The sequence below is a fragment of the Acrocarpospora sp. B8E8 genome, from assembly GCF_039871605.1.
In the GTDB taxonomy this organism is placed as follows: Bacteria; Actinomycetota; Actinomycetes; order Streptosporangiales; family Streptosporangiaceae; genus Acrocarpospora; species Acrocarpospora macrocephala.
This window is the reverse complement of sequence record NZ_JBDPLV010000059.1, coordinates 1-14,266: the sequence shown is the minus strand read 5'-3', so window position 1 is coordinate 14,266 and position 14,266 is coordinate 1. Positions and strand designations below refer to the sequence as shown.

General features: G+C 69.1%; 13 protein-coding genes and 2 rRNA genes. 1 reads left to right on the top strand and 14 read right to left on the bottom strand.

What is annotated here, in order from left to right; all coding sequences use genetic code 11:
* The 12 genes from ABGB08_RS40145 to ABGB08_RS40090 all read right to left on the bottom strand — a co-directional run bounded on the left by ABGB08_RS40145 (position 1) and on the right by ABGB08_RS40090 (position 12,180).
* Complete coding sequence (locus tag ABGB08_RS40145) at positions 1–885, bottom strand: aminoglycoside phosphotransferase family protein (RefSeq protein ID WP_347601686.1); 885 nt, start codon at positions 883–885, stop codon at positions 1–3.
* On the bottom strand, positions 882–2,294 hold the full coding sequence (locus ABGB08_RS40140; RefSeq protein WP_347601684.1) for a hypothetical protein: 1,413 nt from the start codon (positions 2,292–2,294) through the stop codon (positions 882–884). The genes ABGB08_RS40145 and ABGB08_RS40140 overlap by 4 nt, the downstream gene beginning before the upstream one ends.
* 54 nt (positions 2,295–2,348) lie before the next feature.
* Positions 2,349–2,594: a hypothetical protein gene (locus tag ABGB08_RS40135; protein ID WP_347601682.1), complete on the bottom strand. Its 246-nt coding sequence runs from the start codon at positions 2,592–2,594 to the stop codon at positions 2,349–2,351.
* A gap of 140 nt (positions 2,595–2,734) precedes the next feature.
* A complete protein-coding gene (rodA, locus tag ABGB08_RS40130; protein WP_347601680.1) occupies positions 2,735–3,907 on the bottom strand; it encodes a rod shape-determining protein RodA in 1,173 nt (390 codons plus the stop codon).
* The gene (mrdA, locus tag ABGB08_RS40125; protein ID WP_347601770.1) at positions 3,904–5,940 is read right to left on the bottom strand and encodes a penicillin-binding protein 2; all 2,037 of its coding nucleotides are present in this window, start codon (positions 5,938–5,940) and stop codon (positions 3,904–3,906) included. The genes rodA and mrdA overlap by 4 nt, the downstream gene beginning before the upstream one ends.
* A gap of 5 nt (positions 5,941–5,945) precedes the next feature.
* Positions 5,946–6,449: a rod shape-determining protein MreD gene (gene mreD, locus ABGB08_RS40120; protein WP_347601678.1), complete on the bottom strand. Its 504-nt coding sequence runs from the start codon at positions 6,447–6,449 to the stop codon at positions 5,946–5,948.
* 1 nt (position 6,450) lies between these two features.
* On the bottom strand, positions 6,451–7,365 hold the full coding sequence (gene mreC / locus ABGB08_RS40115) for a rod shape-determining protein MreC (RefSeq protein ID WP_347601676.1): 915 nt from the start codon (positions 7,363–7,365) through the stop codon (positions 6,451–6,453).
* 9 nt (positions 7,366–7,374) lie between these two features.
* A complete protein-coding gene (locus ABGB08_RS40110; RefSeq protein WP_347601674.1) occupies positions 7,375–8,406 on the bottom strand; it encodes a rod shape-determining protein in 1,032 nt (343 codons plus the stop codon).
* A 174-nt stretch (positions 8,407–8,580) separates the two neighbouring features.
* Positions 8,581–8,991 carry a nucleoside-diphosphate kinase gene (gene ndk / locus ABGB08_RS40105; protein ID WP_155347590.1) on the bottom strand — a complete coding sequence of 137 codons (411 nt, stop codon included), beginning with the start codon at positions 8,989–8,991 and terminating at the stop codon, positions 8,581–8,583.
* Between the two features lie 83 nt (positions 8,992–9,074).
* Entirely contained in the window at positions 9,075–10,592 is a 1,518-nt protein-coding gene (locus ABGB08_RS40100) for a hypothetical protein (RefSeq protein ID WP_347601672.1), read from the bottom strand.
* An 11-nt stretch (positions 10,593–10,603) separates the two neighbouring features.
* The gene (locus tag ABGB08_RS40095; RefSeq protein ID WP_347601670.1) at positions 10,604–10,942 is read right to left on the bottom strand and encodes a DUF4233 domain-containing protein; all 339 of its coding nucleotides are present in this window, start codon (positions 10,940–10,942) and stop codon (positions 10,604–10,606) included.
* A gap of 2 nt (positions 10,943–10,944) precedes the next feature.
* Positions 10,945–12,180 (bottom strand): folylpolyglutamate synthase/dihydrofolate synthase family protein, encoded by a 1,236-nt coding sequence (locus tag ABGB08_RS40090; protein WP_347601768.1) that lies wholly within the window; start codon positions 12,178–12,180, stop codon positions 10,945–10,947.
* A gap of 747 nt (positions 12,181–12,927) precedes the next feature.
* Between ABGB08_RS40090 and ABGB08_RS40085 the strand changes: the two genes are divergently transcribed.
* Complete coding sequence (locus ABGB08_RS40085) at positions 12,928–13,770, top strand: hypothetical protein (RefSeq protein WP_347601668.1); 843 nt, start codon at positions 12,928–12,930, stop codon at positions 13,768–13,770.
* An 89-nt stretch (positions 13,771–13,859) separates the two neighbouring features.
* Here the strand turns inward: ABGB08_RS40085 and rrf are convergent.
* A 5S ribosomal RNA gene (gene rrf / locus ABGB08_RS40080) occupies positions 13,860–13,976 on the bottom strand.
* Positions 13,977–14,142: 166 nt separating this feature from the next.
* A 23S ribosomal RNA gene (locus ABGB08_RS40075) occupies positions 14,143–14,266 on the bottom strand; the annotation flags it as partial.

Below are 14,266 nucleotides of genomic sequence, written 5' to 3'. Positions count from 1 at the left end.
TCAGAAGGCGTGCCAGGTACGGTCGTCACCGGCCCGTAGCGAAGCGAGCCGGAACCGTAACTCCGCCCGCGACCCCGGATCCCGGTGCGCGTTCCTGAGCACGGCCGTCAGCGTCTGCATTTCCCGGGTGTCGCGCAGCACCCCATACCCGGACCAGTTCCTGGCGTCATACCCGTACGCCTCGACGAACCCGTCCCGTTCCGCCTCGGTCAGCCCGAACCTGGCCCCCACCAGCGTGGGCACCAGGTCGATCTCGCGAGGCCCGGCGCTCACCGAATCCCAGTCGCACAGCAGCAGTCCCTCAGGTGTACGGAGCAGGTTGCCCCGGTGCGCGTCACCGTGCACCAGCCCGTACGGCAGAGCGAACTCCAGCCGCTCGTAGTAGGCGTCGGAGAGCGCCGAGCACCGTTCGGTCAGCCACTCGCGCTCCTCCTCGTCGATGGCCCGGCTGGCCGCGATGGCCCGCCGGATCGTGCCGAAAGGGTCGAAGGTCGGCAGGTCGAACGGCACCGGCGGCAGCGCGTGCAGCCGCCGGAGCATCAGGCCGAGCGGCGCCGGGTCCGGGGGCGGCCCGGCGTGCTCCTCGTAGTGCCAGAACGTGGCCAGCGCGCCGTCGACGGCCAGCGGCTGCTTGACATCCAACGGCATGGTGGCCGGGAAGCCCTGCTCCACCAGCCAGCGGGTGACCTTGAGCGAGACGACCAGGCGGTCGTACTTGCCGAGGGCGTTGGCGTCGGAAAGCCGTACCACCACCGACTCGCGGGGCAGCAGGTAGACGATGTTGGCGAAGCTGCGCAGCAGGCGCGCGCCCGCCGGGTCCAGACCGGCGGCATGGCAGGCTTGCGCGAGCGTCGCGGGAACTCCGGCGACGGTGGGAGCGGTCATGGGTTCAGCGCCCTGGCCGGGGTTTCGAAACTCAGGTCACGGGTCTGCGCCAGGCCGACCGAGCAGAAGCCCTCGATCTGGCGGGCCATCCGGTCCGACACCAGCGATCTGCTGGCCGCCAGGGTGGCGCCCAGGCTGTCGATCCTGCGTTCTGGCGGCAGTTCCAGCAGCGGCGCGACCGCCTGTTCCGCGCCTTCCTGGTCGTCCTCCAGCACGTAAGCGATGGCCAGGTGGGCGCGGGCCATCGCCTCGCAGCCGTAGGAGCGGTTCTCCCGCTCGTCGGCGGAGTAGAGCGCGATGGCGGCCCTGGCCTCCTCGATCGCCCGGGGCGCCTGGCCCAGATGCAGGTGGGTCACGGCCGCGTAGTAATGCTCCTTGGCGGGCCGGAAGGCGAACTCCCCGGCGATCTCGTCGTGCAGCTCGTCGGGGCCGCCGGACGCCCGGGCCTGCGAGGCCCGGTGGAGTTCGTCCCTGGCTTCGGCGGAGCGGCCCAGCATCGCGCAGGCCCGCGCTCTGAGCATGTGCAGCCTGGCCCCGCCGCTGCCGGTGGACAGGTGGGTGAGGGCGTCGCCGGCGTATCTGACCGCGTCCTCGTAACGGCGGTCCCACAGCGCGACCGAGGCCTGCATGCCGCGGGCCCAGCCCATCAGCGACGGATGCCCGGAGATCCGGCCGTACGTCCAGGAGGCCCTGGCCAGCGTGTCGGCGGGCACCCGGCGGCCCATGTCCATGCTGGCGTTGGCCATCAGACCGCAGAGCGCGCCGGTCAGGAAGTACAGCTCGCCCGCCTGGGTCGGGTGGATGCGGCGTTCCAGCGCCTTCCTGGTCTGTTCCTGGAGGGCGCGCATCTCCACGAAGAGCGGCAGCGGTGTCTCCCACACGTACCGGCGGCCCACCCAGATCACCTGGGTGCGCAGGCGTTCCAGCGCGCCGGTGCCGAGTTCGCTGGTCTCGGCCTCCTCGGCGTGCTCGCTGGCCTCGGTGGCGGCGTCCGCGATCGGGTCGCCCGCGCCCGCCTGGGCCCGGCGGGCCTCCTCCGGCGTGTAGTCGCGGGCGAAGCCCAGCTGGACCGGGCCGGTCTCGAACAGGCGGCAGAGCAGGTCGGTGTACTCGCGGTCCGGCCGCGCGCCCGCCTCCCACTCCCGCCAGGAGCGCTCGGACAGGCCCCGGCGCTTGATCTGGGAACGGTCGCACATGTCGTGAAACCGCTCGATCGCCTCCTCCACCGTCCAGCCGTTGGCCAGCCGCATGCACTTCAACCGGGAGGTCTGGGGGGAGCTGAGGTGGATCTCCTCGGCGATCTGATGGATGACGGCGGTCGACGGCGCCTCGCCCAGGGCCGCGAGCGTGCGGTCCCGGATGGCACCGGCGAACTGAATGGCCGAACGGTCACGGGCGGAATAGGTCATTGACTCTCCAAGAGGGGGCGATACCACGCTAGCCCGGCACTCGTTACGAAAGGGTCACCGTGCGCACTGCGAGTCGCTCTCCGTGCGGAACGGGCCCACCGAGCCGCCATTGCGCAGCTGGGCGAGGAAGAGCTGCCCGCACAGGCTGCTCGCCGTCTGGGCGAACCACACCGTGGGCGGGTTCCCGGCTGCCGCCGCCGCCCATCGGCCGCCGCCGTACACGATCCGGTAGTCGGGAAATGCCTTTCGGAGCAGGTCCAAAGCGCGCCCGCGCTCCTGCGCCTCGTCGTCCGGAGTCACCGTTCCTCCGTCTTCGGGGGATCTTCGGGGATGGCGTCCTGAGTTCATCCGTCATCGCACATTCAAGGTACGTTCCCAGATTGTTCGCTTGACGAAAGTCGCGCCAGTGAGAGCGCTCCGCAGGATCCTGCGGGCGGCTCTCACCCCGCGAAGCTTCGCTCCTTGATGTGGATGGCCTGCAGCAACCCGATCCCGATCATGTTGGCGAACGTGGCCGTCCCGCCGTACGAGACGAAAGGCAGGGGCAATCCCGTAATCGGCATGATGCCGATTGTCATCCCAACGTTAATGAACATCTGGAACGCGAACCAGCAGACGATGCCGCTCGCGACCAGCGCGCTGAACCGGTCCTCGCAGTACCGGGCGATCCGCAGCCCGCGCAGCAGCACCACGCCGAGCAGCGCGATCACGGTGAGCGCGCCCAGGAACCCGAACTCCTCCCCCGCCACGGTGAAGATGAAGTCGGTGTGCTGCTCCGGCACGAACCGGCCGGTGGTCTGGCCGCCGTGGAACAGGCCCTTGCCGAAGACCTCGCCGGAGCCGATCGCGATCAGCGCCTGGGTGCTGTTGTAGCCGACCCCGCGCGGGTCGCTGGCCGGGTTGAGAAACGCGGTGAACCGCGCCACCTGGTACGGCTGGAGCAGCCCGAACGACCACACCAGACCGGCCCCGAGCACCGCGGCCCCCGCCACCACGCCGATCCAGCGTTTCCGCACCCCCGCGAAGATCAGCACCCCGCCGGTGATCACCGAGAGCACCATGGTGGTGCCCAGGTCGGGCTGGAGCATGACCAGCGCCATCGTCAGCCCCGACGCGGCCAGCGCCAGCAGGAGATCCAGCGTCCTGGGCCGGTCGGTGCCCTCCGCCGGTTCGGCCAGCAGCATGCCCAGCAGCAGCACCAGCGCCGGTTTGGCCAGCTCGGACGGCTGCATGGCGAAGCCGCCGCCGAGCATGATCCAGGAGTGCGAGCCGTTCACCGTGGTGCCCACCGGGGTCACCACCAGGATCAGCGCGAGCATGGCGATCAGGTAGACGACCGGCGCGTACGCCCGCAGCCGGTGCGGCTCCACCATCGCCACCGCGCTGAGCAGGACGGCGCCGATGCCCAGGTTGAGCACGTGCTTCTTGACCAGGCCGGTCGGCTCCACCGACATCCAGGTCCTGGTGGAGGACCAGACCAGCAGGGTGCCGAGCACGCAGAGCGCGCCCACGGCCATCAGCAGCACCCCGTCCATCCGGCGCATCGCGGAGCCCTCGCCGACCGCGCGGCTGGCCAGCGACCTGCGCCGGGGCACCGCCGAAGCGGGGATCACCGGTTCACCGTGCCATCGGGCTTGATCACCGGCAGGCGTTTGGCGGGTTCGGTGAGCGCGGCGGGCGCGTGGTCCTTGCCGAACCCGAACATGCCCTCGTAGATCTCGCGGACCGCCGGGGCGGCGGCCGAGCCGCCCATGCCGCCCTGGGAGACCATGACGACGGTCACGAAGCGGGGTTTGGCCGTGGGGGCGAACGATGCGAACCAGGCGGTGTCGGCTTTGCCGTACACCTCGGCGGTGCCGGTCTTGCCGCCGATGCTGACCAGGTTCATCGGCCAGCCGCCGAACGCCCCGGCCGCGGTGCCGTCGGAGGGCACCTGGCTGAGCGCGTTCTTGATGTAGGCGCGGGTGGTCTCGTCGATCGGCAGCTTGCCGATCACCGGCGGCACGATCTCCTTGACCTTGGTGCCGTCCGGCCGGACCAGCGCCCAGGCGATCCGCGGGCTGCGCACCTTCCCGTCCCCGACCAGCGCCGCGTACGCGTTGGCGAGCTGCAGCGGCGTCACCAGCACGTCGCCCTGCCCGATCGAGAAGTTCGCCGCGTCACCCGCCCGCCACTGGAAGCCCTCCAGGCAGTTCTCGTAGGCCAGCTGCTTCAGGAACGCCGCCCTGTTCCCGTCCTTGACCTCCGGATACCCCTTCTTGGCGCGAATGCAGTTGGTCGCCCGGGTGGCCGCCCACAGGTTCTTCTTCCAGTACCGGTCCGGAATACGCCCCGCCGACTCCCCCGGAATGTCGATCCCGGTCAGCTTCCCGAATCCGTACGCCCGGGACATCGCCGCCATCGGGTCCTTGGGCTTGGGCTTGGGCTTCATGCCGCCGTCGCGCAGCCACATCTCGTACGCCGCCCGGTAGAAGATCGTGTCGCACGACTTCACCAGCGCGGTGTGCAGGTTCATCGGGCCGAGCCCGATCCCCCGGAAGTTGTGGAACGGCCGGCTGCCGACCATGAACGCGCCCGGGCAGTCGTAGGTGCCGTTCAGCGGGTAGCCGTCCTTGACCATCGCCGACACCGACGTGACCTTGAACGTCGAGCCGGGCGCGAACGTGCCCTTGATCGCGCGGGACACCAGCGGTCGGCCGGACTTGTCCGACAGCAGCCGCTGGTATTCGTTCTCGGAGATCCCGCCGATCCACACTGACGGGTCGTAGGTGGGCATGCTGGCCATCGCGATCACCCGCCCGGTCCGCACGTCCAGCACCACCCCCGCCGCGCCGTCCGCCTGCGGCGACCGCTGCATCGCCCCTTCCAGCGCCTTCTCCACGATGGCCTGCACCTTCGCGTCGATGCTGGTGATCAGCGTGTCCCCGGTGATCGGTGCGACCTGCTGCTCGACCCCGATGACCTTGCCCATCCGGTCCACCTGGACCCGGCGCAGGCCCGACTTGCCGCGCAGCGCCTGGTCGTAGATCTCTTCGAGCCCGTCCCGCCCGACCAGGTCGACGCCCGAATAGCTGGCCTTGAGCCCTTGCCGGCGCTCCAGCTCCTGCTGGGTCACGGGCTGCAGATACCCGAGCACCTGCGCCGCGTGCGTCTTGCCGGGATAGTCGCGCACCGCCTGGACCTCGGCCGTCACCCCGGGAAAGTCCTCCTGGCGCTCCAGGATCTGCAGCGCCTCCCGGGTCGTCACCGCGTCGTCCACCGGAATCGGCTGGTATCGCGAGCCTGTCCAGCACGGCCGCGCCACCCCGGGCCCGCACGAGCGGATCCGCTCCCGCAACGACTCCGGGGTCGACCCGAGCACGGCCGCCAGCTTCTTCAGCACCGCGTCGCCCGCGTCCGGCATCCGATCCAGGCGGGTGCGATCGATGGACACGACCAGACCGGTGCGGTTGCGCACCAGCGGCCGCCCGGCCGAATCCAGGATCTGCCCCCGGATGGCCGGCACCACCACATCCCTGGTCCGCGTCTCGGTCGCCACCGCCACGAACTCCGGCCCGCGCACCACCTGGACCTGCCACAGCCGGACGGCGAGGACCGCCAGCAACGACAACACCAGCACGTGCAACACCACGAAACGGGTCCGCATCCGGTTCACGGCCGTCTCCTTCCCACGAACAGCACGTCCCTGGATCGGGCCGGCCGGAACAGCCCGCGCACCGCCCAGACCACGATCGGCGCCGCCAGCAGGTTGCACACCGCCGTGCCCGGCCAGATCGCCATGAAAGTCGACCAGTCCACGCCCGGGTCGCCCAGCAACGACCCCACCCCGACCGCCAACGCCGGCGCGCCCACCGCGCACGCGGCCACCGACAGCAGCGGCACCCGGGCCGCCCACCGCCCGGCCAGGTAACCGGTCAGGCACATCACCAGCGCGTACTGCCCCAGGACGTGGTCGGTGGGCGGGGTGAGGTCGGCGGCGAGCCCGGCCAGGAACCCGATGACGGCGCCCGCGGTCTCGCCGCGCAGCGTGGCGAGCGCGATCACCACCAGCAGCACCAGATCGGGTGTCACCGAGAAACCCATCCGATTGATCACAGTCATCTGCACGACGAGCGCGGCGAAGATCAGCGCGGCGGTGCCCAGATTCCGCGCCATGTCAGACACTCGGGACGGGTTTGAGCGGCTTCGGATCCGGCCGCCCGCCCGGCAGGACCGAGTCACGCGGCGGCCGCGTCGGCGCCTTCACCACCACGCCGACCACGTCCAGCGAGGTCAGATCGGCGAACGGCCGCGCATACGCCGTACGGGTGAGCTCGCCGGGGGTCGCCTCCACCCGCTCGATCACCCCGACGGGAACTCCCGCCACATAGGGCGTGTCCCGCATGGACCCGAAACTGACGATGCGGTGCCCGACGGTGAGCGGCGCGGAGGAGTCCAGCAGCCGGAACCGCAGGAACCGCCCGGCGCTGCCGTTCTCGCCCAGGCCGTTGACCACGCCGAGCTCGTTGCCGCCCTCCAGCCGCGCCCCCGCCGAGGAGGCCGGATCCGACAACAACACGACGGTCGCGGTGTGCTCCTCGGCCCGCACCACCCGGCCGACCAGGCCGTCGGCGTTGAGCACGGTCATCTCGGCGCGGATGCCGTCCCTGGCGCCCGCGTCGATCTCCACCGCGTCCTCGAACCCCGGCGCGGACCTTCGCGCGATCACCTGCGCCGGCACCACCCGGTAGCCGCCCCGGCCGGCCAGGCCGAGCATGCCGTTCAGCTGCGCCGACCGCTGCCGGTCCAGCCGCTGCGCGGTCAGCTCGCCGCGCAGCCTGCCGTTCTCGGCGGACAGTTCCGCGATCTTCCGCTGCGCGCCCGACGCGCCCGCCAGCGCCCGGAAGAACGAGCCGACCGGCTCGGTGACCGAGGCCGCGGCCCGTTCCGCGGCCCCGAACGCCCCGGCGGCGACCCCCCGGATCGGCCCGAGCACCGGGCTGTCCCCGCTGCGGTGGTCGAGCGTGATCAGCAGCAGCGCCGTCGCCAGCAGCGAGCCCACCACGATCCGCGTCCGCCGTGTGTCCTTCATCGCCGTGCCTCAGTGCCTCGGTTCGGGGACCAGAACCTGCTGGAGCGCGTCGAAATCCTCCACGCACCGGCCGGTGCCGAGCGCGACCGAGTCGAGCGCGTTGTCGACCAGGTGCACCGGCATGCCGGTCTCGTCGCGGAGGCGTTCTTCCATGCCCCGCAGCAGCGAGCCGCCGCCGGTCAGCGCGATGCCCCGGTCCATCAGGTCGCCGGACAGCTCCGGCGGGCACTTGTCCAGGGTCGACTTGACCGCGTCGACGATCGAGTTGAGCGGCTCCTCGATGGCGGCGCGGATCTCGTCGGCGGACACCTCGATCGTCTTCGGCAGGCCGCTGACCAGGTCACGGCCGCGAATCTCGGCGTGGAACTGCTCCGGCATCGCGCACGCGGCGCCGATCGCGATCTTGACCTCTTCCGCGGTCCGCTCGCCGAGCATCAGCGAATGTTCCTTCTTCGCGTACGTGATGATCGCGTGATCGAGCTCGTCGCCGCCGACCCGGATGGACTGGCTGGTCACGATGCCGCCCATCGAGATGATCGCGACCTCGGTGGTGCCGCCGCCGATGTCCACGACCATGTTGCCGGTCGGCTCGTGCACCGGCAGGCCCGCCCCGATGGCCGCGGCCATCGGCTCCTCGACGATGTAAACGCGGCGGGCGCCGGCCTGGTAGCCGGCTTCCTTGACCGCGCGCTGCTCGACGCCGGTGATCCCGCTGGGCACGGCGACGATGATGCGCGGTTTGGCGAAATGACGGCGCTTGTGAATACGTTGGATGAAATAGCGCAACATGCGCTCAGTGACGTCGAAGTCGGCGATCACGCCGTCCTTCAGCGGGCGGACCGCCACGATGTTTCCTGGCGTACGGCCGATCATGCGCTTGGCTTCGATGCCAACGGCGACGATCTTGCCCGAGGTGGTGTTGATAGCCACTACCGACGGCTCATTGAGCACGATGCCACGCCCGCGCACATAGACCAGCGTGTTGGCCGTGCCGAGATCGACAGCCATGTCGCGGCCGAGAAACGCAAGCTTACTGCCCATGGGAAGGAGGCCTCCCTTCAGGTGGTCCGCAGGTGATAACGCATCGCATTCGAATCGTAACGTGTTGTACCCATGGCCGAGCACGCTGACCCTCAGATTTCTCACGTTTATCCACATCTACCTGCGGAAACACGAAAAGCCCCGGGTTTCCCGGGGCTTTCGCGGGTGCGGCTCTTAGAAACGGTCGGGGAAGAAGATCTTGATCTCCCGGGCGGACGATTCGGTCGAGTCGGAACCGTGCACGACGTTCTCGCCGATCTCCAGAGCGTGGTCGCCGCGGATCGTGCCGGGAGCCGACTTCACCGGGTCGGTGAGACCCGCCAGCGCCCGGAACGCCTCGACCGCGCGCGGACCCTCGACGACCATGGCCACCAGCGGCGCGGAGGTGATGAACTCCACCAGCTCGCCGAAGAACGGGCGCTCGGAGTGCTCGGCGTAGTGCGCCTTGGCGGTGTCGGCGTCCAGCGTGCGCAGCTCCATCGCCACGATCTTGAGGCCCTTACGCTCGATGCGGCCGATGACATCGCCGACGAGGCCACGACGGACACCGTCCGGCTTGATCAGGACAAGCGTACGCTCGGACACGGGTTTCTCCTTTGATGCGATCCGCGTGCGCAGGGACGGCCGCGGAAGGAAGACTCGGGGCGCGCACGCGCGCAAGCCGCAGTTTACCGGTCGGCTCCCGCGTCATCGCTCCTGTCCTCCGGAGAGGGCGTGGGCGCCGGAACCACCGGCGGTTCCGGCTCGCCCGCTGCCGGCTCCTCCGGCCGTACGGCCAGCGCGGACCGGCGGGCCAGAAAGGACGCGAGCAGCAGCACCAGCACGAGAACGAACCCACCGATGAGCGCCCACAGGTGCAAAGCTCCCACGAACCCATCCACCATGGCCTGACGGGTGGTGTCCTCCGCCTCGCTGACCGCGCGCAGCCGGGTCACCTGGATGCCGGTGCCGAGCAGGAACCCGGCCAGGACCGCGGGGAAGAGCAGGGATAGGCCGAACAGGGCGGCCACCTGCCCCGCCAGGCGCAGCGCGCTCACCATGGCGACCGCCGCTCCGGTCGAGAGCAGAACGAACGGGACCAGCAGCAGAGAGCCGCCCATGGTGGGCACGAGCAGTCGCACCGCGCACAGACCGACCACCACCGTCACCAGCCCGGCGGCGGCCAGCCGAGCCGCCAGCTCCTCGTTCACGCGCATCGCCGCGTGCGCGGCCAGCAGGGCGACGATGGCGGCCACCCCGAACGGCGCCCACATGCCCGTCAGCCCAGGCCCGCCCAGACCGCCGAGTTCGACATACGTCATCTGCGCGGCGGTCGGCAACACGACCAGCCCGACACCGACATTGGTGAACGCCAGCACCCGGCCACCAGGACCGTCGAAAGTCGCCACCGAGCCCAGACCGAGCATCGCGACCACCGCGACCGACGCGACCGCGATCACCATCAGCGGCGGCCAGTCGAACGTCGTCCCCACCGCGAGCAGCGCGATCCCCGCCGACGGAACCGCCGCCATGACCAGCCGCGTCCGCTCGGTCGCCGACAGCCGCGGACCCCCGGCGCCCTTCTTGTCGCTCACCAACCACAACACCAGAAAGACGGCGGCCAGCGCGAGCGCCACCCCGGTCAGCAGCGGGTACGGCTGGAGCGTGACCTGCCAGGAGGAGACCGCGTCCAGCGGCCAGAGCGCCAGCGCCTGACCGCCCAGCAGGCTCACCGCGAGCGAGCCGGCCCACACCGGGAGCAGGATTCGCCGGGACGGCCGCTCCATCGCCGCCACCAGCGTCGCCGGGACCAGCAGGCCCGCACCCACGCCATGCAGCACCCGCAGCACGCCCACCGTCACCGGGCCGTCCGCGAATCCACCCCCTGCGTCCGCCAGAGCCAGCACGGTCAGACCGGCGACCAGCACGGGCGCGGCCCGGAACCGGCGCACCGCCAGCGCGGCGGCCGGGACCGTGAGCAGCATGGCGGGCAGGGCCAGGCCGTGGGCGCGCATCATCGCGATCTGCGACACGTCCGGCGGCAGCAGCGCCGCGACGACGGAGATCGTGTTCGGAATCGCCAAGATCGCCAGCGGCAGCGTGGCCACGATCAGAAGGGCCACCAGGATGTCGACCACGATGGCCACCGCGGGCGCGCGGACGACGTCCAGCGGAGGGTGCAGCGGCTGAATTGGAGGGACGGCCATGGTGGCCGACTTTAGCGCTTCGTCGCGCCCTCGACACGGCGAGCGACGAATATCGCTGTTATCCATAGAGCCGCGAAGATTGCCCCAAGGAAGAACATCGTGTTGACCAGGAAACCTGTCGCGATCGCCAGGATCTGCAGCAAGCTGCCCGCGATGAAGGCGGCCGGGTATCTGAGCAGGCCCGCGACAATCACGCAGAGCACCGCCATCCCGATGCCGATCGTGGCCGCGACGCCGGGCTCCACATTCTGGATCGTGATCGCGACCGGGGTGGCCAGGGCGACGACGATCGCTTCCATGCCGAGAACGGTGGCGCCCAGGCGGCGCATGCCGGGGGTGACGTCGAACATGTTCACCCGACCTTCAGCAGAAGCCTGGCGTCGCCGGCGGTGACCACGGAACCGGTGATGAGCACGCCGGCGCCGAACTCGTCGCCCTGGTCGGCGAGGCTGATCGCGAGGTCGATCGCGTCGTCCAGGCGGGGAGCCAGATGGACGCGGTCCTGGCCGAAAACGCTCTCCGCGCGTTGCGCCAGCTCTTCGGGGTCCATCGATCGGGGCGAGGAGTTCTTGGAGATCACGATCTCTTCGACGATGGGTTCCAGGAGTTCGAGGATGGTGTCGACGTCCTTGTCGGCCATGACGGCCACCACGGCGATGAGCCGGGTGAAGCCGAATGATTCGGTGATCGCGTCCGCCGAGGCCTCCATGCCGCCGGGGTTGTGCGCGGCGTCGATGATGACGGTCGGGCCTCTGCGGACCACCTCCAGGCGTCCTGGGCTGGTCACCTGGGCGAAGGCTTGACGTACGAGGTCGTCGGCGAGCGGATCATCCCCCGCGGTCAGGGCTTCCACCGCCGCCAGCGCGGTTACGGCGTTGCTCGCCTGATGCGCCCCGTAGAGGGGCAGGAAGACCTCCTCGTAGGAGCCCTTGAGTCCCTTGAGGTGGATGAGCTGACCGCCCATGGCCAGTTCGCGGTGGAGCACCCCGAATTCCAGCCCTTCGCGCGCCACGGTCGCCCCGACCTCGGCCGACCGCCGCATCAGCACCTCGGCGGCGCTGATCACCTGCTGCTCCAGCACGGCCGTCGCGCCCGGCTTGATGATGCCCGCTTTCTCCGCCGCGATCGTTTCCACGTCGGGACCGAGGTAGTCGGTGTGGTCCAGCGAGATGGCGGTGATGACGGCCACCGCCCCGGTCACGACATTGGTCGCGTCCCACGTGCCGCCCATGCCGGTCTCGATGACGGCCACGTCCACGGGGGCATCGGCGAATGCGGCGAAGGCCATCGCCGTGAGCACTTCGAAGAAGCTCAACTGCCCGTACTTCTGGTCCACGATCCCGAAGTGAGGCTCCAGTTCGTGGAACAGCTCGACGAACCGGTCCTCGTCCAGGGGGGCACCGTCCACGCAGATGCGATCGCGCATGGAGGCGAACTCAGGGCTGGTGTAGCGCCCGACCCGGAGGTTCCGTTCCCGCAGCAGCGCCTCGACCATCCTGGCCGTGCTCGACTTGCCGTTGGTGCCGGCGATGTGGATCACAGGAAACGCCGCCTGCGGCTGGCCCAGAAGGTCGACCAGGCCGACCATCCGATCCAGGGTCGGGTCGATGTCCCATTCGACACCGCGCGCACGGATCGCGGCCTCGACTGTGTGGATGTCCTGCGCTGCTGTCACCGAGCCAGTTTAATGCCGCCCCAACCGCCCTCCCCTGCGGCCGTGTCTCCCCGGCCTCCCGGTGAAGAATCATCAGACAGCAATGCCGCTACCGCACTTGGCGCCGGTGCGGCGAGGAGCACCACCCGCGTAAACGGCGCCGAATAACGGCGAGCACCTCGGCGACCTGCTCCTTCTGTTTGGCGCTCTGAGCAGTTATCGATGATCATCAGCCCCCTACGCATACGTCGCGTGCTCGGAGGTCGCCGCTGATGGACCGCGTAGACTCGCGCGGTGAGCTCTGACAGTGCCTTCTTCGCGGACTGGCGGTCGCGTCCCGACGCCTCGCGTCGAAGTCTGGAGCGAGCGCGACACCTGCTCCGCCTGATCGGCCTTTCTGGCGCCGGCATGCCCGTTCTCACGGTGGTCGGCTCGAAAGGAAAGGGCACGGCGGCGACCTACGCGTCCGCTTTCCTGGCCGCGTCGGGCTCCCGCGTTGTCATGGTCACCAGTCCCGGCCTCCGGTCCAACCGGGAACGGATCAGGTTGGACGGAGCCGCGATCTCCGCCGCGGAACTCACCTCACTCGGGGATCGAATCGGTCACGGCCTCCAGCGGTTGCCTGGGCGGGACCGCCTCCCTGGCTATCTGGCCCCCGCGGGGCTGTTCACTATCGCCGGTGTGCTGTTCGCGGAGCAGGTCGAAGCCGATTACCTCGTGCTGGAAGCCGGAATGGGTGGCGGGTCGGATGAGGTATCGATCTTTCCCCCGATGGTGGTGGCGATCGCGGAGATCTTCGCCGAGCATGTGGGCGTGCTCGGCGACACGCCCGTGGAAATCGCTCAGGAGAAGGCCTCCGTCGTGTCCAGTCAGACCAAGGCGGTCGTGTCGCTACCCCAGCAGCCCTCGGTGCGGGAAGCCATCGAGATGGTCGTCCGGCAAAAGGCGAACCTGAAACTCGACGTCCTCGCCGCGGGTGCCCTTTCGGCGGAGTTGCTGCCCCCCTCGTACGGCAGATGGAATGCCGAACTCGGCTGCGCGGCGGCGAGCACGATGGTGTCGCTCCTGGGCAGGGAATCCCCAGCTCCGGGGGATCTCCAGCGGGTGCTCGAATCCGTGCGACTGCCTGGGCGACTGTCCCACCATGTCGTCCCGGACAGCGAAACGGAGGTCTATATTGACTCAGCCATCAGCCGTGTGGGAATCGCCACCGCTTTGACAATGGCGCACCAGCGCTGGGACACCATCGACCACGTTCTGCTGTGCCTGCCCGACCACAAGGACGTGGAGGGAGCCATCATCGAACTCGCCGACTATCCGGTCACATTTGTACGGCTCTCCGACGCGCATTTCAGTTTCACCAAGGCGCTCCCCGACGAATGGCCGATCGTCGACGAGGAAGAGATCACTCCGACGTTCTTGAGCGGGTTGGGTAAACGTGTGCTCAGCCTGGGAACGGTGTTCTTCTCGGGCATGATGCTGAACGTCTTGAACGCCCCGACGGAACGTCTCTTTGTTCCTTGACAGGGAACTCGGGTGATTTCCTCGGGTGATTCCTGGGCCGAAAACACGAAGGGCCCCAACCATTCGGCTGAGGCCCTTCGATAAAGATTGTCCGGCGGCGTCCTACTCTCCCACACCGTCCCCGGTGCAGTACCATCGGCGCTGGAGGGCTTAACTTCCGGGTTCGGAATGTAACCGGGTGTTTCCCCACTGCTAAAACCACCGAAACACTATGAAACAAACAACCAACACACACATGCACGCGTATCTGCTTGTTGTCTCAGAATCACACAGTGGACGCGAGCAAAACATCGCTACAAAAAGTTCGCGCAGCCTCGAAGACACAACACCTTCAAGACGCAGCACAACCCACTCGCAGCAAAAGACTGCTTTATGGTCAAGTCCTCGGCCTATTAGTACCGGTCAGCTCCACACGTTACCGCGCTTCCACACCCGGCCTATCAACCCGGTCATCTACCGGGAGCCTTACCCCCTCACAGGGTGGGAGACCTCATCT